The sequence below is a fragment of the Rufibacter psychrotolerans genome, from assembly GCF_016924645.1.
Taxonomy (GTDB): Bacteria; Bacteroidota; Bacteroidia; order Cytophagales; family Hymenobacteraceae; genus Nibribacter; species Nibribacter psychrotolerans.
On record NZ_JAFFJV010000016.1, the window covers coordinates 38,938 to 59,105 of the forward strand.

Genomic DNA, 20,168 nt, shown 5'->3' on the forward strand with positions numbered 1-20,168 from the left:
CCTATTTTACTGAATCGGGCTTAAAACAGATGAGTACGCTGTAAACGCCAGGGCTATTTGGGCAGGTACTCGTTGAGGTAGCGCTCCATCTCCTGCTGCACGGTTAAGGCCGCCGCGCGGGCTTTCTCGGCGAAGTCTTCGCCCTGAGAAGCGTAAATGATCTGGCGGGCAGAGTTGACCAGCAAGCCGCACTGCTTGTTCATGCCGTACTTGGCTACTTCTGCCAGACTTCCGCCCTGTGCGCCCACGCCCGGCACCAGCAGGAAGTGGTCTGGGGCCAGATCGCGGATGCGCTCCAGGTAGTCATGGCGGGTGGCACCCACCACGTACATCAGGTTATCGGCGGTGCCCCAGGCCTGGCTGTTGTGGATCACCTTCTCAAACATGAAGTATGATTTGCCCTCAGACACCACGCTCAGCAACTGGAAATCATCATGGCCCGGGTTAGAGGTAAGCGCCAGCAAAATCACCCACTTGTTGGGGAACTGCAGGAAGGGCGTTACTGAATCTATGCCCATGTACGGCGCCACGGTGAGCGAGTCAAAGTTCATCTGCTCAAAGAAGGCGCGGGCGTACAGTTCTGAGGTGTTGCCAATGTCGCCGCGTTTGGCATCGGCAATGGTGAAGATGTCCTGCGGAATGGCGGCCAGGGTGCGTTCCAGGCTTACCCAGCCTTTGGGGCCGTGCGCCTCATAGAACGCAATGTTGGGCTTGTAGGCCACGCACAGATCTGCGGTAGCCTCAATGATCTGCCGGTTAAACTCATACAGAGGATCTTCAAATTGAAGCAAATGCGGCGGAATCTTCTTGATGTCGGTATCCAGGCCGATGCAGAGGAAGGAGCGCTTGCGCTGAATCTGCTCAAAAAGCTGTTGTCTGTTCATGATGAGCGATAAGGTAGGTTGCCGCAAAGCTAAGGCGTTTTGGGCAGGTTTTGGGGAAATCAGGCGAAAAATGGCAGCCGTTCCCCTTGATTTTCTTCCCGCAGAACGGGCCTAAAACAAAAAGGCTCCCGCTTTTCAGCGGGAGCCTTCCTAAACCATCTTGGGGCCTGGGCCTTGCTACGGGCTCCTATCTCAGGTCTACCACTTTCACGCCTTTGTACTTGCTCTTGTCAAAGGTAAACGTGGCGGCCGTCACCGGCACGTTGGGCGTGAACTTGTTGATCTTGTAGGTGTAGCGGTTACCGTTCTTGCGGAACATCTTCCAGGACTTCAGGGAATTGTCTTTCTTGCTGATGTGCAGCCTGATTTTGAACACCTGGTTGTCGCGGTCATTGGGGGTTAGGTCAATCACGTGCACCGCCTCGCCGCCTTCCTTCTCCTCGCCGGCGTACATGTAGCGGTAGCCTTTTTTGTAGAGGGTGTAGATCTGGTTAGGCGTGAGCTCCTGCTCGTCTGGGTCGTTGTCAGAGATGGTGACTTCGTTCTCCTTCTTCATGAAGGTCCAGATGGTGGCGCCGTTGTTGATGATCTCCTGCCCGGCCACGGCCAGCCGAAATTTGTTGCCCGACACCAAAATATCGCCGGAAATAGACTCCTTGGCTTTGGCCGATGGGCTTTCTACCGTTTGCGTGAACGCCACTTTGAAAGCGTTCATGGCCTGGTATTTCTTGCTCATGGCGTCCAGAATGCGCTCAGCCTGGGGGTCTTTCTGCACGTTCTGGGCGTGGGCCAGTTGCACTACCGCCAACAGCGCGAGCAGATATGAAAAAAATCGTTTCATGGTCTGTGGTTAAATAGATTCGGGTTTACTTACGAATCCATGTTATTCAATAACTGTTCCAAACTGTATTCGTCGGGAATTAAAACTTCACGGGCTTTGCTGCCTTCAAACGGCCCCACTACGCCGGCGGCTTCCAGTTGGTCAATCAATCGGCCGGCTCGGTTGTAGCCCAGCTTGAGGCGACGCTGCAACAGCGAGGTACTTCCCTGCTGGTGCGTGACCACAATACGAGCCGCCTCCTCAAACATGGAATCTTTGTTGCTGGGGTCAAAATCGGCTTTCTCGTTGCCGCTCTCGTCGCCCACAAACTCCGGCAACAGATAGGCGTCTGGGTAACCCTGCTGCTCACCAATGAACTCACAGATGCGGTCCACTTCGGGCGTATCCACAAACGCGCACTGCACCCGGATGAGGTCTGACCCCAGCGAGAACAGCATGTCTCCCTGACCAATCAACTGGTCGGCACCGCCGGTGTCCAGAATGGTACGGGAGTCAATCTTAGACGTTACCTTAAAGGAGATACGCGCCGGGAAGTTGGCTTTGATGATACCCGTGATCACGTTTACGGATGGACGCTGCGTGGCCACCACCAGGTGAATCCCGATGGCGCGGGCCAGCTGCGCCAGACGCGCGATAGGAGTTTCCACTTCTTTTCCGGCGGTCATCATCAAATCGGCCAGCTCGTCAATCACCAGCACAATGAACGGCATGAAACGGTGGCCTTTCTTAGGATTGAGGCGGCGCTCCACAAATTTGAGGTTGTACTCCTTCAGGTTGCGGCAGCCGGCGTCTTTGAGCAGATCATAGCGCTGGTCCATCTCCATACAGAGCGAGTTCAGCGTGTTCACCACTTTTTTGGTATCAGTGATGATGGCCTCCTCGGCATCGGGCAGTTTGGCCAGGAAATGGCGCTCAATCTTGTTGAACAAAGACAATTCCACCTTTTTAGGGTCTACCAGCACAAACTTCAACTGCGACGGGTGACGCTTGTACAGCAATGAGGTCAGGATCGCGTTCAGACCCACGGATTTACCCTGACCCGTGGCACCCGCCATGAGCAAGTGCGGCATCTTGGCCAAATCGGCGATGAAGACCTCGTTGGTGATGGTTTTCCCGAAGGCAATGGGCAGGTCCATCTCGCTTTTCAGGAATTTCTCGGTGCTCAGGATGGACTTGATGGGCACCATCTCCTTTTTCTTGTTCGGCACCTCAATCCCGATGGTGCCTTTGCCCGGAATGGGCGCGATGATCCGGATACCCAAAGCGGCCAAACTGAGGGCAATGTCGTCTTCCAGGCTCTTGATTTTGGAAATCCGCACGCCGGCATCGGGCACAATCTCATACAGCGTCACGGTTGGGCCAATGGTGGCTTTGATGCTGGCAATGCCGATGTTGTAGTTGCCCAGCGTCTCCACGATGCGGTCTTTGTTGGCCTCCAGTTCTTCTTTGGTCACCTGCACCTTGCCCACGCCGTAGTCAATGAGCAGTTCCAGCGCCGGATACTGGTAACGCGGCAAGTCCAGGGTAGGATCGTAGTTTTCGCTCACCAGGTCATCGGCTTCTTCTTCCTCGGCCACTTTCTCGATGGCTAAATCAATCTCATCCTCGGGCTCAGCATCTTCCATCAAAACAGCTTCGTTTTCGTCCACTTCCAGCGAAAGTGGCACCGAAACGGTAGGTGCGGCAGCCCGGGCATTGACCGGCAACTCGTTCACCGCCAGCAGTTCCTCCTCGGGCTCTTCCTCCAGTTCGTCCTCCTCCAGGTATTCCTCTTCGTACTCCACCTCCGGTTCAGGGTCTTCTTCCGGTTCCTGCGGCTGCACCGCAAACGGGGCCGGATAGACGGGCTCCTCCTCTTCCTCCGGTTCCACCGTGCCCGATGGGTTGGTGAGGTGGTTCACGGCCATGGAAGGGGAAGCGTACACGCTAGCCGCTGGTTTCTCCTCCACGGCCGGGGCCGAAGCCGCCATTTTGGGGAACCGGGGCCGGCCCAGCGTGGTGATGTTGAAGAAGAACATAACGAAGGCAATGAGGGCAAAGCCCATGAGCAGACCGGTTCCCCAGCCCAGCAAACTCTGCAGCCAAAGCGCGGTCTCATAGCCAATGGCCCCGCTCAGGTAGCCAAACTCAGCCGCAGAATTGTTGAGGAGCACCAGGTAACCCGCAGTGATGCAGCCCCAGAGTAACCCGAACAAACACAGCGTCACCACTGAGGAAAGCGTGATGGACGTGCGCCGGAAAACAATCTTGTACCCAATGTAGAACACCACCGGGATGAAAAAGAAAGAAGCAACGCCAAACCAGCGGTTGATAAAATAATCTGAGATCCAGGCCCCGAAGAGGCCCAGCCAGTTCTCAGAAGCCAGGCCGGCTTCCTTCATGTCCTGGGTGGTCACCGACTCTACCACGCTCTGGTCGGCGGTGCCCGTGAACAGGAACGAGACAAAGGCGATGGCCAGGTACAAAGAAGACAACAGGAAGAAAAACCCGATGAACAGCTGCAGCCGCCGGTCTTTCAGGAAATCAAAGGAAAGTTGCGGTTTGGGGAACGACTTTCTGGGCTTGGCCTCTTTGGGGGCGCGTGCTTCTGTCTTTCCCTTCGGTTCATTCTGGCTGCGGGGCGTGTTCTTAGGCCGCGTACCAGTCCCTACATCGCGTTTGTATGTGTTCGTTGCCATGCTGTCTCCAAACTTCAAATCTACATTTTTCCGGCCAATATGCCTTGAACATTTTACCAGTATCTGGTATCTGCTATATAGTAATTACCTGAGCAACCGTTGGTTGATGCGCTTCACCAAGCCCGGGCCCTCGTAGATAAAACCGGTATACAGTTGCACCAGATCGGCGCCGGCCGCCAGTTTTTCCAGGGCATCCTCGGGGGTCATGATCCCGCCCACGCCCACCAGTCCAACGCTTGGGGGCAGTTGCTGGCGCAGGTACCGCAGCACCTCGGTAGACGCCTTGGTCAGGGGTTTGCCGCTGAGGCCGCCCGCCCCCATCTGCTCAATGGTTCTGGCCGGCGTGTGCAGGCCCGCCCGGCTGATGGTGGTGTTGGTGCCGATCACGCCCGAGAGTTGGGTCTGCACCGCTATCTCCACAATATCATCCAGTTGCGCTTTATTCAGGTCGGGGGCAATCTTGAGCAGCAGCGGCTTGGGCTTGGTTTTGCCCTGGTTGCGGTGCTGCAGGTGGCTGAGCAGGTCACGCAAGGGCTCTTTTTCCTGCAGGGCGCGCAGGTCTGGGGTATTGGGCGAACTCACGTTCACCACAAAGTAATCTACCACGTCATAGAGGGCATCAAAGCAGTACAGGTAATCCTGCAGGGCCTGCTCATTGGGCGTGACCTTGTTCTTGCCGATGTTGCCGCCCACAATCACCTGGCTCTTACGGCTGCGCAGGCGCTCCACGGCTTGCGCCACCCCCTCGTTGTTGAAGCCCATGCGGTTGATGATGGCCCCGTCCTGCGGCAGGCGGAACAGCCGCGGCTTGGGGTTACCGGCCTGGGGCTTGGGCGTAAGGGTGCCGATCTCAATAAACCCGAACCCCATCTCGGCGAACTCATCCACCAGGCGGGCATCTTTGTCAAACCCCGCCGCCAGCCCCACCGGGTTGGGGAAGGTAAGGCCAAACACCTTGCGCTCCAGCCGTGGGTCGGTGACCTGGAACATGCCCCGGCTGATGGATTTGGCCAACGGCAACTGATAGGCACTCTTAAGGGCGGAGGCGGTAAGATGATGCACCTTCTCTGGATCTAACTGGAAGAGCAACGGGCGAATGAGGTTCTTGTACACGGTAAAACAGGTTTAGGCAAAGATAAAAAATTAGCCTGCTTCTGGGGTGAAATAAGTTACTTATCCTTGGGTGGGGCGGCCCCTAAACTAGTTTGGCAACCTAAGCCCCTGCTGCTTAGTATTTTATTTACACTAAGGATAGTTCAAAAACCGACCCTACCGGCCCCGCGCACCTAAGTGGCTGTTTTAGGCCTACTTCCCATAAAAACGACCCAAAATGCGTGGGTTCACAGCCCTTCCCCACCCGTCGGTTTAAAAGGCCTGTTTTCGCACTTGCATGGCGCTCTTTTTAGTCCTACTTTTCAGGTTCAAGAATATTCCATTGCGACCCTAGAGGCACAGATTTTGCTTTTCACCAAGAGCAAACGACACAAGCTGAAGATGTTAGAGACCTGGAACCCCCGATTGGAAGTAGCTTGGAGCACCGATGACATTCAGGTGCTGGATGCCGCCGTTTTGTTGAGCCAGCAGTCAGAGCAGGCGGCCTACGCCGAGAAAGTGCTTATGTTTTTATATGAGCAGACGCACGCCCACGTGCTCATGCTGTGCCGCCGGGCCAGCCTTACGCCCCAGGGCCAGATGCAGGCGCTTACGATTCTGCTGCAGGGCCAGTTGCTGCCTTCCCAGCCCCAGTACTCCATAGAAGGAAGCCCCTGCGCCAACGTGACCCGGCACGGGGTGCTGTATTTTCCTGCGGGCGTTCAGAAACTTTTCCCCAAAGATGCGTACCTTCAGCACTTCGGGATTAACAGCTACTTTGGGGCTCCGCTGCTGGATTCTAACAGCAACCTGTTGGGCATAGTGGCCATTTTGCACCAGAAACCGCTTGCCAATCCCAGTTTACTTGAACTTGTGCTTACCATTCTTTCCCCTTCGCTGGAGGCCTTACTGGAAGCACACCCGTAATCCGCCCGCCATGACAGCAAGCAGAAAATGCCCCCACTGCGGCCACTGGTCTGCCTGGAACCAATCCCCCACCGACCTTTGCGAACATTGCCACCACCCCCTGGACCCCATAGCCCTGGAGCGGCAGCAGGCCCAGGAAGACCGCAGGGAAGAGGAGAAAAAACGGTTCACGGTAGACCTCATCCAGATTAACCAGGAGGATTCTGCCTTCACTAAATTCTACAAGAGCATCGGTCTGGGCTTTCAGCTGGCGTTTGTGGGCATTGTTTCTTTTTTCCTATGGCTGATCGCGCTGCTGGCCGGCTAATCTGGGGCACCTTCACCCCGCTGTTCTGGGCCTTGGCGGCCCTTTACCTGGCCCACCGCTGCCTGGTTTGGCTAGACGTGGTCCGTCCCTTCTGGCTGCGCAACTACCTGGATGACCTGCTCTGCCTGCCCCTGGTGCTCACCGGCACTTTGTTCTGCCTGCGGGCGCTCTATGGCCCTAACGTTACCCTTTCTGGCTACCAGGTGGGGTTTGTGGTAGTGTACGTCTCGGTGTCGTTCGAGCTGTTTTTCCCCATGTTCCTGCCCCGGTACACGCCTGACCTTTGGGACGTGGCGGCCTACGCCGCCGGCGGGCTCTTTTATGACAGGTTCCTGAACAAGTAACCGGGCGGGTGCCGCTTCGACCTACTTCCCCCACCGCCTCTCCCCTGTTTCAGGCACGTTTTCCTGAAAAACCGCCAGAACTACCCAGAACCCCAGGCCCGCCGCAGGGGTATAAGCGGGGTATGCAGGAGAAAGGAACCATTTACATCGGCACCTCGGGCTGGCACTACAACCACTGGAAAGGCAACTTCTACCCGCCGAGCGTCACGTCCAAGCAGTTCACCCAGCATTACCTGCGCTACTTTAAAACCGTTGAGATCAACAACTCCTTTTACCGGCTGCCCTCGGCCGAGACCTTTGCCGCCTGGCGGACCAGCGTGCCCGAAGATTTCCTGTTTGCCGTGAAGGCCAGCCGGTTTATTACCCACATGAAGAAGCTGAAGGAGCCGCAGCAGGGCTTGGCGCAACTCTTGGGCAACGCGCAGGCGCTGGAGGAGAAACTGGGGCCTATCCTGTTCCAACTGCCGCCGGCCTGGCGGGTGAATGTGGAGCGCTTTCAGGAGTTTCTGAGGGCCTTGCCGTCTTACTACCGCTACACCTTTGAGTTCCGGGAACCCAGTTGGTACCACCCTGCCATCTATGAGCTGCTTCGGGACCACAACCACGCCTTCTGCATCTATGAACTGGCCGGGCACATGTCGCCCCTGGAGGTGACCGCCGACTTTGTGTACGTGCGCCTGCACGGCCCCGAGGGCAAATACGCCGGCAGTTACGCAGAAAGCGCCCTGCAGTGGTGGGCTACCACCTGCCAGACCTGGGCCCAACAAGGCAAAGACGTGTACCTTTATTTTGACAATGACCAGAATGGCTACGCCGCCTTCAACGCCCTGCGGCTGCAGGAACTGGTGCAAGGTAATTCTGAGTCTTGAGTTCTGAGTCTACGCTGTGTCTAAAAAAGGGCGGGGCAGTGCCGTTTTGGACCTGCTTTTGGAAAAGTAACCCGAAAACGCTGATCTACAATAGGCGCTGGAAGCAGCAATGCGCGGAAAGAAACCGGATGGGAAAGACCCGGAAGCACTTCTTAGGCATAGCCTAGGAATGAATTCACCGCTGGCGCGAGCTTGCAGCTCGTGTCCGCACGCATTTGGAAACGGTATTTCAATCTATCTTAAGAGGATCAGCAATGTGAAGGCACGAGCTGCAAGCTCGCGCCAGCGAAGGTTGATAGACAGCAAATTATCTGGCGCGAGTCTGGAGATTCGTGCCTCCGGATGCCGGGTAGTCTCCAGACTACCCTCGCTGCCCCGCAGCGGCACCACGCATTGCTGGACCACTCCCGAGAACAGCCTTTCCAATAGCCTTCGTGTTAACCGCATTTCAAAAGGCAAATGACCTGCTCTGCTCAATCAAAGACGAACCATGCGAAAACAAAACCAGCAGGCGTGTGGCAGTGAAAGTGACAGAATTCCCACGAGTCTGAGACTCGCCTCATGCAGAGGCACGAGTCTCCAGACTCGCGCCAGCGCACGAAACAAAACTCTCCAATTAAAGATAACTATTAAGCCCTCGGCTCTAGCCCATACACTTGGGCCAGCAACTCATAGCTGCGGAGGCGGTCCTGGAAGTCATGGGTAATGGTCACCACCACAATTTCGTCTACGTGGTAGGCATCAGCCAGAGCGTCTAGTTGGGCTTTGACTTGCTCGGGGGTGCCTACCACCATGCGCTGGCGGTTGTATTTCACCTGGGCCAGTTCATCTTCGGCCAGGTCGTCATAGAAAGCTTTGGCGGTCTCATAGGAGGGCACCCCGCCCGTTTTGCCCTGCCGGATGTGCAGCAGAAGCATGTCCATGGAGAGTTGCAGTTCCTGGGCGCGTTCCTCGGTGTCGGCGCAGATAACAAAGATCCCGAAGTTGCCGGCGGGTTCCTTGAGCAGGGCCGATGGCGTGAACCGGGACTGGTAAGCGCGCATCATCTCGGGACCGCCGTTGGGGTTGATGAAGTGGGCGAACGAGAACCCCATGCCAAAGTGCGCCGCGAACACCCCGCTCTGCCCGCTGGAACTCAGGAGCCACCGTTCAGGCGCCCCGGCCGAGCGCGGCGTGACCTTCACTTCGGGGGCCTCGGTGCCGTTGAGGCCATCCTGAAGGTAGCGGTCCAGGTCTATGAGTTGGGTGACAAACTCCTGCTCGTTGAACTGGTTGTAGGGGTTGAGCAGGGCGGCGGTTTTGCGGTCGGTGCCGGGGGCGCGGCCAATGCCCAGGTCAATGCGGTTGGGGTAGAGCGCCTCCAGCAACCTAAAGTTCTCGGCCACTTTCAGGGCGCTGTAATGCGGCAGCATCACGCCGCCGGAGCCAACGCGTAGGTGCTTGGTGTGCGCCGCCAGGTGCGGAATCAGGACCTCGGGCGACGGCCCGGCCAGCCCCAGCGTGTTGTGGTGCTCCGAGACCCAGAAGCGGGTATAGCCCAACCGGTCGGCCAGTCTAGCCAGTTCCAGGGTTTCGCGCAGGGCCTGTTCGGCGGTGCCGCCCGCCCGCACCGGCGACTGGTCCAGGACACTCAGTTTTATCTTTTTAGCTTCGGCCATGGTGCATCATTCAGGTAAAATAAGCGCAGGCAGCCCTTAACCGCAGGCGGCCGCGTGCTGTTTTACGGCTAATTTGCCCAAAACGGCCCGAAAATTGCGCAACCCTGGCAGTTTCATCTGGGTAAGCATACCCTCAGCCTGGCTTTATTCGTTCCTCACGCATGCCCCTTTTTAACTCATCTTTTGCAAACTTCTCTCACTGGCTCCATACCCGCCGCAAGCGCTGGCTCGCCCGCCACGGCCAAAAACTCACCCTGCGCTACTGGCAGTCCTTAGACCAACGGGGCTGGCTGCGGGTCCTGGGCAAGGCCCTTTCGGCGGTGGTGCTGGTGCTGTTTGTGTTTTACCTGTCGGTGTACTTTGGGTTGTTTGGCTGGCTGCCCACCAAACGGCAGCTTAAGGCCGTGCAGAACAACATGCCCTCAGAGGTTTACTCGGCCGACAGCGTGCTCATTGGCCGCTACTTTATCCAGGACCGCACCAACGTGGCCTATGACAAGATTGCCGAACCTGCCATTCACGCCCTGGTGGCCACCGAAGATGCCCGCTTCTACGAGCACGGCGGCGTAGACTACAGGAGCGTGGCCCGCGTGTTCATTAAGAGCTTGCTGTTGCAGGAAGAAAGCTCGGGCGGGGGCAGCACGCTCAGCCAGCAGTTGGCCAAAAACCTGTTTCCGCGCAAAGACCTGGGGTTTCTTTCCATGCCCGTGAACAAGATGCGCGAGATTATCCTGGCCCGGCGTTTTGAGGCCATTTACACCAAAGAAGAGCTGTTGGAGCTGTACCTGAACACCGTGCCCATGGGCGGCAACGTGTACGGCATAGAATCGGCGGCCCGCCGCTTTTTCAGCACCTCGGCCGACTCGCTTAAAACCGAGGAAGCCGCCGTGCTCATCGGCCTGCTGAAAGGCACCACCTACTACCACCCCAAACTGAACCCCGAGCGCTCCAAACAGCGCCGCAACGTGGTACTGGCCCAGATGACCAAATACGGGTACCTGACCCCGGCCCAGAAAGACTCCCTGCAGAAGCTGCCGCTCAAACTGCGGTACAACCCCTACTCGCACCACACCGGGTTGGCGGCCTATTTCAGGGAACAACTGCGCGAGGAGCTGGGCCGCTGGGTGAAAGAGCAGAAAAAGCCCAACGGAGATGCCTACAACCTGTACACCGACGGCCTCAAAATCTATACCTCCATTGACAGCAAGCTGCAGCGCCACGCTGAGCAGGCCCTGCGCCAGCGCATGAAAACCCTGCAGGTGGAGTTTGACAAGCACTGGGGACAACGCGCGCCCTGGAGTGGCCAACCCGATATCCTGAAAGCCGCCAAGGAACGGTCGCTCCGCTACAAGCGGCACAAGGCCGCCGGGCTGTCAGACAAGGAGATTGACGAGCAGTTCAACACCCCGCGCAAGATGCAGGTGTTCAGGTGGCGGGGCGAGGTGACCCGCACCATGAGCCCTATGGACTCGCTCAGGCACTACCTGCGCTACCTCAACGCCGGGTTTGTGGCCATGGAACCCACCAGCGGCTACGTGCGGGCCTGGGTTGGCGGCATCAACCACCACTACTTTCAGTATGACCACGTGCGCTCGCGCCGCCAGGTAGGCTCCACGTTTAAGCCCATTGTGTACGCCACCGCCCTAGAGAAAGGCATTGCCCCCTGCTCCTACTTCCCCAACGACCGCCGGGTGTTCCCCGAGTACGAGAACTGGTCGCCCCGCAACGCCAACGACCAGTACGGCGGCGCCTACTCCATGCTGGGGGCGCTCACGCATTCGGTGAACACGGTGTCGGTGAACGTGGCGCTGCAGGCGGGAATTCCAGACGTAATTCGTACGGCCCACAACCTGGGCATTACCGGCGAACTGCCTTCCACGCCTTCCCTAGCCTTGGGCACCGCCGATGCCAGTCTGCTGGAGATGGTGGCGGCCTATGGGGCACTGGCCAACGGAGGCTACGCAGTAAGGCCACGCTACCTGCTGCGCATCGTGGACCGCGAAGGCCGCGTGCTGTTGGACCAGACCAACCCCAACGGACAAGGCCGGCACGTGCTTTCCAGCCAGACTACGGCCCTGCTGCGCCCCATGCTGGAAAGCGTGATCAACGAGGGAACCGGCCGCCGCCTGCGCAGCGAGTACCGCCTCAGCATGGACATTGCGGGCAAAACCGGCACCACCCAGGCGCACGCCGATGGCTGGTTCATTGGCTTTACCCGTGACCTGGTGGCCGGGGCCTGGGTGGGCGGCGAAGACCGGCGCATCCGGTTCCGCAACCTGGAGCAGGGCGGCGGCTCCAACACCGCGTTGCCTATCTGGGGCAGTTTTTTCCAGCGCCTGAGCAAAGACCGGGAGTACCGCCGCTACGCCTACAGCCGCTTCGCTCCGCTGCCCTACCACCTGCAGGGTTACCTTAACTGCCCGCCCTATCAACCGCCTGTTCCGGTGGAGCAGTACGAAGAACACCACGAGAGCGGCATTGAGCGCTTCTTTAAAAAGAGCGGCAAAAAGCTGAAGGACCTGTTCAAGCGCAAGGACAAGAAGGAGAAAGACTGGCAGAAAGACCTGGAGAAGGAACTGGAGAAAGCCCAGGAACGAGAAAGGGAGCGAGAGAAAGAACGCGGAAGAGGCCGGGGCCGCTGGGGCCGGGAGGAGTAACCCTTCGGCTCTCTCAGGTTTACCGGGTGCTTTACCGGTGCGTGCCCCGGAGGCGCACTTCCGTCAAAGTGCCCGCGTGTTTTTCGCCAGATTTTACAGATTCAGCTTAAAAATCCATCAACTCCCCTCGCTCGCCTCTGGCGAGTGTGCGTTATTGGGCGGCCTCTGGCCGCCGGGCAGGAATGCAGCGATTGGTTGATTGGCAATTGTTCAAGCGGTAGTTTACCTGTTTTCGGGCTTTTTCTCCAGAAACAGGCCTGAATCGTGTAAATCCCCAATGCGGCCAGAGGCCGCAGCATACCTCACACTCGCCAGAGGCGAGCGAGGAATTGGTTTTAGGATACCGTGTCCCTGCTGTCTGCACCTGCACCTGGTTTTCACCTATACTTGAAATAGCGTTGCAAGAGACTGCCAGATACAAAAACGCCTCACCGGTGAATAGACCAGTGAGGCATTTTGTATTATTCTGTTTTGGGACTGATTTCTATAAATCTGCCCTAAAACGCGGTTAGGCATGGCGCTTCTCCAGCGTGACCTTGGCTTTGTGGCAGATGCCGCCAAGGGGCGGGTTGAACTTGGAGACGCTGACCTGTACCTGCTGCACAAACGGAAACTCCCGGAAGACGCCTTCAATGATGCGGTGGCCCAGGTGCTCCAGCAAGCGGGCCGGTTGGCTCATTTCATGCCGCACCAGTTTGTACAGCACCTCGTAATTCACCGTCTGGTCCAGGTTGTCTGAGGCGGCGGCGTCTTGCAGGTCGGTGTGGAGGTAGAGGTCTACGCCGTATTTGTTCCCTATTTTCTGCTCTTCGTCATAAAACCCGTGGAAGGCGAAAAACTCCATGCCTTCCAGTGCAATCTGTCCCATTCGCGCTGGTTAGATTTCGTCAAAGAACGAGCCGCCGCTTACCGCTACCGCCGGGGCTGGTTTGGCCTGGGTGGTCAACGGTGGTTGTACCTCGGGCTTGGTGGGCACGGGCTGCTCGCGCTCTGGCTCGGGCTCCTCAATGGGCGTTGGGCTGGGCACGGGCGGAATGTCTGGCTTGGGCTCCTCGCGCTGCGGCGGGTCTATGGACGGCGTGGGAATGTGCGGCGGCACAATCTCCGGGGTGCGCGGGTGCACATCGGGCGCCGGGTTGGGGATGTGCGGCTCTGGGAAAGTGCCTGGCGTGGCCGGGATAGACTCACGGCTGCCGCCGCCCCCAATTTCATAGGCTTGCGGCTGATCTGTGAAAGCCTGAGCCGGTACGTTGGTCTGTGGGGCGGCCGGGGGTATGGGCGTTGCGGTAAATGCATGCATAGCGGTATCTTTTTCGTCATCGGGCCGCTGTACTTTTACCTGGGCGGCCCTTTGTAAGATACTGCCAATAGAGGCTTTTGGTTTAGATTTGGTCTTCTCCACCTTCTCCAGGGCGTCTGAAGCCAGGTTCTGCAGGTCGCGTACCATGTTCTCCAGGTAGTCTTCCAGGCGCAGGTAATCCTGCTCCAGGGTTTTCACCTCGGCCTGCATTTCAGTGACGGTTTTCTCGGCTTGCTGGTAGGCGTTTTCCAGCACACCGCGGGCTTTCTGGCGGGCAGACTCCAGCAGTTGGTCGGCTTTCAATTGGGCTTCCCTGATCTGCAGGTCGGCAGCTTTGGAAGCCTGCTCCACCATGCTGTTGCTGGTGTCTTCGGCGGTCTTGAGGGTTTTGTACAGTGATGATTCCACCTCGCGCAGTTTCTGGACTTCGCGGTTCGCCACTTCCAACTTCACGCGCAGGTCTTTGTTCTCGTCCTGCAACTTCTCCCACTGCTGGGAAAGGTTGAGCAGGAACGCCTGTACCTCATCTTTGTCCAAGCCCCTAAACGCTTTCTCAAACGTTTTCTGTCTGATTTCTAACGGTGTAATCTTCATATTTCCTTCAAGGTTAACGCCCAAACCGCAATGCTGCGGTCATCACTACACGAAACTAACTGATTCCAATGAGCCGACCAAAACAATTTGTTCACCGAGGTGCCGTGCCCGGCGTGCCGCGCCTTGTCTATGACTTTCAATAATTTGAAGGTCTGGGCATCCCACACCTTCACGCTTTTGTCCATGCTGCAGGTGGCAAACAGCCGTCCGTTGGGGCTAAAGGTGATGTGGTTGAGGGTGAACAAATGAGCGATGATGCTGGCGTGTTCCCGGTACTCGTTTTCTGCGTCCCAGACCCTCAAATGGGCATCGCGGCTACCGCTGAGCAGGTAATTCCCGTCGGGCGTGTAGGCCAAGGTGAACACAGAGCCCGTGTGGTTTTCCAGCACGTGCTTCCCCCGTAACGCAGAAGTTTCCAGAACCAGTATGCGGTTGTCGCTCAAGCCCACCGCCAGTTCAGGTTTAGTGGGGTGCAGGGCCAGGCACCGCACACTCTTTTCAGAAAGCCGCACCGCCTGCTGCACTTCCAGCTTTTCCAGATCAATGATCTGCAGGGTGCCATCGCCCAGGGCCAGGTACGCCTGTTGGGTTTCCCAGCAGTACTGGATGTCAAAAATGGCGGCAGACGGCAGCGGAATGGTTTTCAAGATGGCTTTCGCCGAGAGGTCCAGCACTTCCAGGCTGTTGTGGTTGTGGCCAATGAGCAGCCAGTTGCGTTCCTCCACGTACTTGAGCGCGTACACGCTGGAACTTACCTTGGCCACCAGCTCGCCGTGCTCAGGTTGGGTCAGGTCCCACAGCGCCACCATGCCATCGGCCCCGGCCGAAAAGAATTTGTGGGTCTCGGGCGCCCGTTCCAGGGTGTAGACGCAGTCGCGGTGACCAGTGAGGGTGGTGATTTTCTGAACCTGAAACGGACTGGCCATGGCGTGCGGAAAAGTGGTGGGACGCGATTTTTGCCTAAATTTACCAAAAACACCCCGAAAACCCGTTTCCTCCTTCCTCGCGTATGCCACTCCTCCAACTCAACACCCTGTCTTCTTCCTCATTATTAGGGCTTTGGCGAGTGGAAGAAACGGTGGAGCAACTCAGAACCCAACTGCTTTCCCTCAGGCCCAACCATGAAATCCCTGTATTCAAAGCCGAGTCGCGCACCCGCGAGTGGCTGGCCGCCCGCGTACTGGCCTATACCCTGCTGGAGAAACTATCGGCCCCTCCGTTGCTTTTGCACAAACTGGAAACCGGCGTACCGGTGTGCTCTGTAGAAGGCTGGCAAGTAAGTTTAACGCACTCAGGGTCTTGGGTGGGAGCCTTGGTCTCCCATTCGCACCAGGTGGGTTTGGATCTGGAAATGAAAGGAGACAGAATCCCGAGGCTGGCCTTTCGGTTCCTGAGCGAGCAGGAGCTGAACGCCGCTGCAGCTGATCCCGAGAAAATGCACCTGTACTGGAGCGCCAAGGAAACGTTGTACAAGGTGTACCAGCACCGACAGCTTTTCTTCATTGAGAACCTGCAACTGGAGGATTTCACGCGACAGCCCGCCGGAGAATTCGCCGGGTACGTCATCACCGATACTTTCCGGCGACAGTACACCGTTCACTATGAAGTGCATCCCGAGTTTGTGCTCACGTACGTAGTAGCCCCTTTGACTGGCCGCGAGAACGAACCTCAAGCACTTGGGCACGCTATTTGATTTGAACCTGATACCTATGAAAAAATATTTTACTTTTTTACTGGCTCTAGCCCTTTGCAGCGCCTCCTACGCCCAGACGGGTTACCGCATTGGTGCCAAGGTGGAGAACTTCACCCTGAAGAACGCCCAAAACCAGGCGGTGGAATTGTCTAGCTTCAACGATGCCAAAGTGCTGGTAGTGGTATTCACCAGCGTAACCTGCCCCTATTCCAGGCTGTACGAAGGCCGTCTGCAGAGCCTGGCCCAAACCTATGCTGGCAAAGGCGTGCGGTTTGCCTACGTGAGCACCACCATAGGGCTGGAAGAAGGCGGCGAAGCGCCCAAAGCCCAACCAGACCGGCCCAGTTCCCAAACCGCTCCGTACCTCACCGACGAAAGTCAGCAACTGAGCAAGCAGTTTGGCGCCACCAAAGCCCCCGAGGTTTTTGTGCTGCAGAACGCCAGTGACGGATTTTACCTGCGCTACAAAGGCGCTATTGACGATAATCCGCAAGCGGAGAGTTACGTGAAAGAGCGCTACCTGGCCAGTGCCCTGGATGCCTTGTTGGCCGGCCGGTCTGTGGCCACCGCAGAACGCCGCGCCACCGGTTGCCTGATCAAGCGTTTCTAAGCCATTTCCCTGAAAATAGCCCCAAAACAGAAAGCCTGTCCCGCAAGAGACAGGCTTTCTGTTTATAGTTCGCTCCAAAACTTCCCCTGCGTACCTTTGCCATTCTTAATTCCTAATTCTCAATTCCTAATTAAAAAGATGGATTTCCTGGACCCAGACTTACACGCCTACGCCGAGGCGCATACCACCCCCGAAACTCCGCTCCTGCACCGTCTTAACCGCGAGACGCACCTGAACGTGATGAAACCACGCATGCTCTCGGGGCATTTGCAGGGACGCACCCTGGCCATGTTCTCGCAGATGATGCGGCCCCGCCGGATTCTGGAAATCGGGACCTATACGGGCTACTCAGCACTTTGCCTTGCCGAGGGACTGGCCGAAGACGGCATGCTGCACACCATTGACGTGAACGATGAGTTGGAAGACATGGTGCGCCGCTACATCTCAGGAGCCGGGCTGGAACAGAAAATTCAGTTGCACATCGGCCAGGCCGCCGACGTGATCCCTACCCTGGACGAACAATGGGACCTGGTGTTCATTGACGCCGACAAGAAAAGCAATGGCCTGTACTTTGACCTGATCATTGACAAAGTGCGGCCCGGCGGCTTCATTCTCACCGATAATGTGCTGTGGAGCGGGAAAGTGGTGGAGAAATTCCGGCCGAAGCTGGACAAAGACACCGAACTGGTCTTGGATTTCAACCGCAAAGTGCACGAAGACCCACGGGTAGAGAACCTGTTGCTGCCCATCAGGGACGGCATCCTGGTAGCCCGGAAAAAGTAATCCACATTCTGTGGAAAAGCCCGTGGATAAGCGGGTGGAAAAATTTTACCGCCCGCTTTCTTCCATTCCCCTCCCAAAATCATCTACTTTGTGGTAGAGCCTGGCGGTACAACTGGTTACCAAATAAGGATTTAGCCCTGCACAACTCCAGTTTTACAAGAACATAGGCTTTCTACTATTTTTTACCCAACCCTCCGATAAGTAGATGAAAAAATCTTTATCGCTCCTGCTACTCAGCCTGTTATGCTTGGTGGCGCAAGCCCAGAGTCCCGTAGTCCCCAACAACATTTACTTCGCCGATATCCACCTGAAGGTGCAGGAGGATGCCCGCGCTGACATTCAGAAGATTGTGGATGCGCTCACGAAGCATCCGGGTTACTTCCAGAAGAAGGTAGACCTGGCCGATGCCTATTTCCCGTTTGTGGAGCAGGCGTTTAAGGAGCACAAAGTTCCTACTGATTTCAAATACCTGGTACTGCAGGAAAGCGGCCTGGTGTCTGATGCGGTTTCCACCTCCAACGCCGTTGGGTTCTGGCAGTTCAAGGAAGGTTCGGCCACGGAGCTGGGTATAAAGGTGAACAGCCAGGTAGATGAGCGCAAGCACATCATTGAGTCTAGCCGGGGCGCGGCCAAATACATGCTGCGCAGCAACGCGTATTATGACAACTGGTTCAACACCCTGCTGTCTTACTACCAGGGCCTCACTGGCACCAAAGCCCTGACCAAAACGGCAGACATTGGGGCCAAGAAGATGGAGGTCACCAGCCAGACCAACAAGTACCTGCTCACGTTCCTGGCCCACAAAGTGGCCTATGAGAACGCCATTGGGAAAAATCCCAACCCTACCATCACCCTGCAGCCCGTAAAGGCAGCGCCGGGCCAGACCCTCACCGAGATTGCCATGCAAGCCCAGGCCGATGCGGCCGAAGTACAGCGCTACAACAAGTGGCTGATGGCCTCTAACGTGCCCTCAGACAAGGAGTACACCGTCATGATTCCGTACGTTTCGGGAGCTCCCCGCCCAGTATTGGCGCAAGCCAGTACAGTGGGCAGTGGCGCTACTGTTAGAACCACTGCCGGCAAGCCGCAGGACAGCGTAGACAGAATTAAAGGCTTCTTCTCCAAGATTAAAGCCAAGCTGAATGGTACATATGAGCCCAGATCAGTAGTGGCCCAGTCGGGCGACACCAAAGACATGCTGGCCCTGAAGGGCGACATCTCTACCAGCAAATTCCTGCGCGTGAACGAAATGCAAAGCTTTGACGAGATTGTGCCGGGCAAAACCTACTACTTTGAGGCCAAACGTAGCAAAGCCAAGAACGCCGAGTACCACGTGGCCCAGCGCGGCGAAACCATGCATGATGTTTCCCAGCAATACGGCGTGAAAGTAAGCAAGCTCCTTGCCAAGAACCGCATGAGCAAAACCGAAGCCTTGGCTCCGGGCCGCGTGGTGTGGTTACAGGAAACCCGCCCTACCAACATTCCAGTAGAGATACGGCCGCTGGAAGAGGAAACGGCTCCCGCGCTGGCTCAGACAACAGAACCGGCTGCCCAACCAACTCCTGCTGCTCCCAAGGCCGCCGCAACTCCTAAACCAGGCGCCATTAGTGTAGAGGTGGAAGACACCACCGCAGCCCCGTACGTGCGCAAGACTCGCCCCGAAGAGGAAGTAGCCGCGCCAGCCGCCGCCCAGTATCCTGTGAAAAACACCACCACCGCAGCCAGACCTGCGGCCCCCATTGAGCGCAAAGCCCCCGATGCGCCGGTTACCCCGGTAACCCAGCCGCAAATGGCCGCCATCCCGGCCTCAGGCAAGCACGTGGTAGAGAAAGGCGAGACATTGTTTGCCATCTCCCGCAAGTACCAGGTACCGGTTGCCGACCTGCTCGCCTGGAATAGCCTGGACGGCAGCACGCCTATCTCGGTGGGTCAGGAACTCGCTTTGACCGCAGCACCAGGCGCCAAGGCTTCCACGCAAGCTGCCCCCACACAACCGGCCCCTGCTGCTGCTACGGCAGCCCCGGTAAAAACCACTCCAGCCGTCTCTGCCCCAGCCTCCGCCGCTGAACACACCGTTGCCCCCGGCGAAACTCTGTACGCCATTTCCCGAAAATACGGCGTGAGCGTACAAAACCTGCAGGCCTGGAACAACCTGGAAGCCGGTGCTATCTCCATCGGGCAGAAGCTGGTAGTAGCCGCCCCGGCTGCTGCTCCCGCACAGACCGAAGAAGCTGTGTCTGCCACCCCAATCCAGGAAGCCGCTTCTGTTACCCACAAAGTAGCCCCGGGCGAGTCTATGTACGGCATCTCCCGCAAGTACGGCGTTACCATCCAGGAGATTATGGAATGGAACAACAAACCCGACCACAACGTGTCCATCGGGGAGAACCTGGTGATCAAATCCAAGAAATAAGGCAACGTCCTTCCCAAACAGAGACAGCCCGCGCCAGTGCGCGGGCTGTCTCTGTTTTAGGGCTATCGCAAGAAAATTGGTTTGTAGAACTGAGGCTTTCGGCAGTTACAAACTGCCCTCAAGATAGGTCCAAGTCACAGACTTGAACCATGGATGGTGTTTGAATTAAGATAAAAACCTGATTGAAAATCAGAAGTCATTATGGCGCGGATTTACTTCCGAGCCTTTCTACTTTCTGGAAGGAGCAAGTTAGGCACGGAAGTAAATCCGCGCCATAGAAAGGGGATTTTACGGATCGAAGGAAGAGACCCCACTGGTTTTGAAAACCTGTGAGGTCTAGCGTTCTGAAACAACATCGCTACTATGCAAGTCCACAGTTGGAAGATCTCGATTCCAGTCTTTGGCTCGAGCGCCTCGCTTGTGGCCCCTGGTTAGCTTCTACTAAGAGCAGACTGCAAGTGTGGGCCGCAAGGGCAGTGCGAGGGGCAAAGACGGGGCCCCGCGGCCGTGAGCGCACC

General features: G+C 57.1%; 17 protein-coding genes. 9 read left to right on the forward strand and 8 right to left on the reverse strand.

Annotated elements, in window-relative coordinates; genetic code table 11:
• Positions 1–53 precede the first annotated feature (53 nt).
• The 4 genes from pyrF to JT718_RS15710 form a co-directional block, all read right to left on the reverse strand.
• Positions 54–884, reverse strand: coding sequence for an orotidine-5'-phosphate decarboxylase (gene pyrF, locus JT718_RS15695; RefSeq protein WP_205503839.1), 831 nt, complete (start codon positions 882–884; stop codon positions 54–56).
• Positions 885–1,071: 187 nt separating this feature from the next.
• Complete coding sequence (gene lolA1, locus JT718_RS15700) at positions 1,072–1,725, reverse strand: outer membrane lipoprotein periplasmic chaperone LolA1 (protein WP_205503671.1); 654 nt, start codon at positions 1,723–1,725, stop codon at positions 1,072–1,074.
• Between the two features lie 29 nt (positions 1,726–1,754).
• Positions 1,755–4,403, reverse strand: a complete 2,649-nt coding sequence (locus tag JT718_RS15705) for an FtsK/SpoIIIE family DNA translocase (protein ID WP_205503672.1) — start codon at positions 4,401–4,403, stop codon at positions 1,755–1,757.
• An 84-nt stretch (positions 4,404–4,487) separates the two neighbouring features.
• Positions 4,488–5,516: a quinone-dependent dihydroorotate dehydrogenase gene (locus tag JT718_RS15710; RefSeq protein ID WP_205503673.1), complete on the reverse strand. Its 1,029-nt coding sequence runs from the start codon at positions 5,514–5,516 to the stop codon at positions 4,488–4,490.
• A 381-nt stretch (positions 5,517–5,897) separates the two neighbouring features.
• Here JT718_RS15710 and JT718_RS15715 point away from each other — a divergent pair, with 381 nt between their 5' ends.
• The 4 genes from JT718_RS15715 to JT718_RS15730 all read left to right on the forward strand — a co-directional run bounded on the left by JT718_RS15715 (position 5,898) and on the right by JT718_RS15730 (position 7,942).
• Positions 5,898–6,422, forward strand: a complete 525-nt coding sequence (locus tag JT718_RS15715) for a GAF domain-containing protein (protein WP_205503674.1) — start codon at positions 5,898–5,900, stop codon at positions 6,420–6,422.
• Between the two features lie 10 nt (positions 6,423–6,432).
• The gene (locus JT718_RS15720) at positions 6,433–6,729 is read left to right on the forward strand and encodes a hypothetical protein (RefSeq protein ID WP_205503675.1); all 297 of its coding nucleotides are present in this window, start codon (positions 6,433–6,435) and stop codon (positions 6,727–6,729) included.
• Positions 6,702–7,073, forward strand: coding sequence for a hypothetical protein (locus JT718_RS15725; RefSeq protein WP_205503676.1), 372 nt, complete (start codon positions 6,702–6,704; stop codon positions 7,071–7,073). The genes JT718_RS15720 and JT718_RS15725 overlap by 28 nt, the downstream gene beginning before the upstream one ends.
• A gap of 122 nt (positions 7,074–7,195) precedes the next feature.
• Positions 7,196–7,942, forward strand: coding sequence for a DUF72 domain-containing protein (locus tag JT718_RS15730; protein WP_205503677.1), 747 nt, complete (start codon positions 7,196–7,198; stop codon positions 7,940–7,942).
• A 629-nt stretch (positions 7,943–8,571) separates the two neighbouring features.
• On the opposite strand, the gene JT718_RS15735 is transcribed toward JT718_RS15730, so the two are convergent.
• A complete protein-coding gene (locus tag JT718_RS15735) occupies positions 8,572–9,600 on the reverse strand; it encodes an LLM class flavin-dependent oxidoreductase (protein ID WP_205503678.1) in 1,029 nt (342 codons plus the stop codon).
• Between the two features lie 161 nt (positions 9,601–9,761).
• Here JT718_RS15735 and JT718_RS15740 point away from each other — a divergent pair, with 161 nt between their 5' ends.
• Entirely contained in the window at positions 9,762–12,257 is a 2,496-nt protein-coding gene (locus tag JT718_RS15740) for a penicillin-binding protein 1A (RefSeq protein ID WP_205503679.1), read from the forward strand.
• A gap of 508 nt (positions 12,258–12,765) precedes the next feature.
• On the opposite strand, the gene folB is transcribed toward JT718_RS15740, so the two are convergent.
• Genes folB through JT718_RS15755 form a run of 3 tightly spaced genes read right to left on the reverse strand, consistent with a single transcriptional unit; the run spans position 12,766 to position 15,077 of the window.
• On the reverse strand, positions 12,766–13,125 hold the full coding sequence (gene folB / locus JT718_RS15745) for a dihydroneopterin aldolase (RefSeq protein WP_205503680.1): 360 nt from the start codon (positions 13,123–13,125) through the stop codon (positions 12,766–12,768).
• A gap of 9 nt (positions 13,126–13,134) precedes the next feature.
• A complete protein-coding gene (locus JT718_RS15750) occupies positions 13,135–14,151 on the reverse strand; it encodes a DivIVA domain-containing protein (protein ID WP_205503681.1) in 1,017 nt (338 codons plus the stop codon).
• The gene (locus tag JT718_RS15755) at positions 14,148–15,077 is read right to left on the reverse strand and encodes a WD40 repeat domain-containing protein (RefSeq protein ID WP_205503682.1); all 930 of its coding nucleotides are present in this window, start codon (positions 15,075–15,077) and stop codon (positions 14,148–14,150) included. The genes JT718_RS15750 and JT718_RS15755 overlap by 4 nt, the downstream gene beginning before the upstream one ends.
• Before the next feature lie 83 nt (positions 15,078–15,160).
• Here JT718_RS15755 and JT718_RS15760 point away from each other — a divergent pair, with 83 nt between their 5' ends.
• From JT718_RS15760 to JT718_RS15775, 4 genes are all read left to right on the forward strand, one after another.
• Positions 15,161–15,844 carry a 4'-phosphopantetheinyl transferase family protein gene (locus tag JT718_RS15760; protein WP_205503683.1) on the forward strand — a complete coding sequence of 228 codons (684 nt, stop codon included), beginning with the start codon at positions 15,161–15,163 and terminating at the stop codon, positions 15,842–15,844.
• A gap of 16 nt (positions 15,845–15,860) precedes the next feature.
• Complete coding sequence (locus tag JT718_RS15765) at positions 15,861–16,454, forward strand: redoxin domain-containing protein (RefSeq protein WP_205503684.1); 594 nt, start codon at positions 15,861–15,863, stop codon at positions 16,452–16,454.
• A gap of 138 nt (positions 16,455–16,592) precedes the next feature.
• Positions 16,593–17,237 (forward strand): O-methyltransferase, encoded by a 645-nt coding sequence (locus JT718_RS15770; protein ID WP_205503685.1) that lies wholly within the window; start codon positions 16,593–16,595, stop codon positions 17,235–17,237.
• Between the two features lie 205 nt (positions 17,238–17,442).
• Positions 17,443–19,650 carry a LysM peptidoglycan-binding domain-containing protein gene (locus JT718_RS15775; RefSeq protein WP_205503686.1) on the forward strand — a complete coding sequence of 736 codons (2,208 nt, stop codon included), beginning with the start codon at positions 17,443–17,445 and terminating at the stop codon, positions 19,648–19,650.
• Positions 19,651–20,168 lie beyond the last annotated feature (518 nt).

Coding starts and splice junctions, on each gene's coding strand:
- pyrF (WP_205503839.1), bottom strand. CDS start 884: ATGAACAGACAACAGCTTTTTGAGCAGATTCAGCGCAAGCGCTCCTTC.
- lolA1 (WP_205503671.1), bottom strand. CDS start 1,725: ATGAAACGATTTTTTTCATATCTGCTCGCGCTGTTGGCGGTAGTGCAA.
- JT718_RS15705 (WP_205503672.1), bottom strand. CDS start 4,403: ATGGCAACGAACACATACAAACGCGATGTAGGGACTGGTACGCGGCCT.
- JT718_RS15715 (WP_205503674.1), top strand. CDS start 5,898: ATGTTAGAGACCTGGAACCCCCGATTGGAAGTAGCTTGGAGCACCGAT.
- JT718_RS15720 (WP_205503675.1), top strand. CDS start 6,433: ATGACAGCAAGCAGAAAATGCCCCCACTGCGGCCACTGGTCTGCCTGG.
- JT718_RS15725 (WP_205503676.1), top strand. CDS start 6,702: ATGGCTGATCGCGCTGCTGGCCGGCTAATCTGGGGCACCTTCACCCCG.
- JT718_RS15730 (WP_205503677.1), top strand. CDS start 7,196: ATGCAGGAGAAAGGAACCATTTACATCGGCACCTCGGGCTGGCACTAC.
- JT718_RS15735 (WP_205503678.1), bottom strand. CDS start 9,600: ATGGCCGAAGCTAAAAAGATAAAACTGAGTGTCCTGGACCAGTCGCCG.
- JT718_RS15740 (WP_205503679.1), top strand. CDS start 9,762: ATGCCCCTTTTTAACTCATCTTTTGCAAACTTCTCTCACTGGCTCCAT.
- folB (WP_205503680.1), bottom strand. CDS start 13,125: ATGGGACAGATTGCACTGGAAGGCATGGAGTTTTTCGCCTTCCACGGG.
- JT718_RS15750 (WP_205503681.1), bottom strand. CDS start 14,151: ATGAAGATTACACCGTTAGAAATCAGACAGAAAACGTTTGAGAAAGCG.
- JT718_RS15755 (WP_205503682.1), bottom strand. CDS start 15,077: ATGGCCAGTCCGTTTCAGGTTCAGAAAATCACCACCCTCACTGGTCAC.
- JT718_RS15760 (WP_205503683.1), top strand. CDS start 15,161: ATGCCACTCCTCCAACTCAACACCCTGTCTTCTTCCTCATTATTAGGG.
- JT718_RS15765 (WP_205503684.1), top strand. CDS start 15,861: ATGAAAAAATATTTTACTTTTTTACTGGCTCTAGCCCTTTGCAGCGCC.
- JT718_RS15770 (WP_205503685.1), top strand. CDS start 16,593: ATGGATTTCCTGGACCCAGACTTACACGCCTACGCCGAGGCGCATACC.
- JT718_RS15775 (WP_205503686.1), top strand. CDS start 17,443: ATGAAAAAATCTTTATCGCTCCTGCTACTCAGCCTGTTATGCTTGGTG.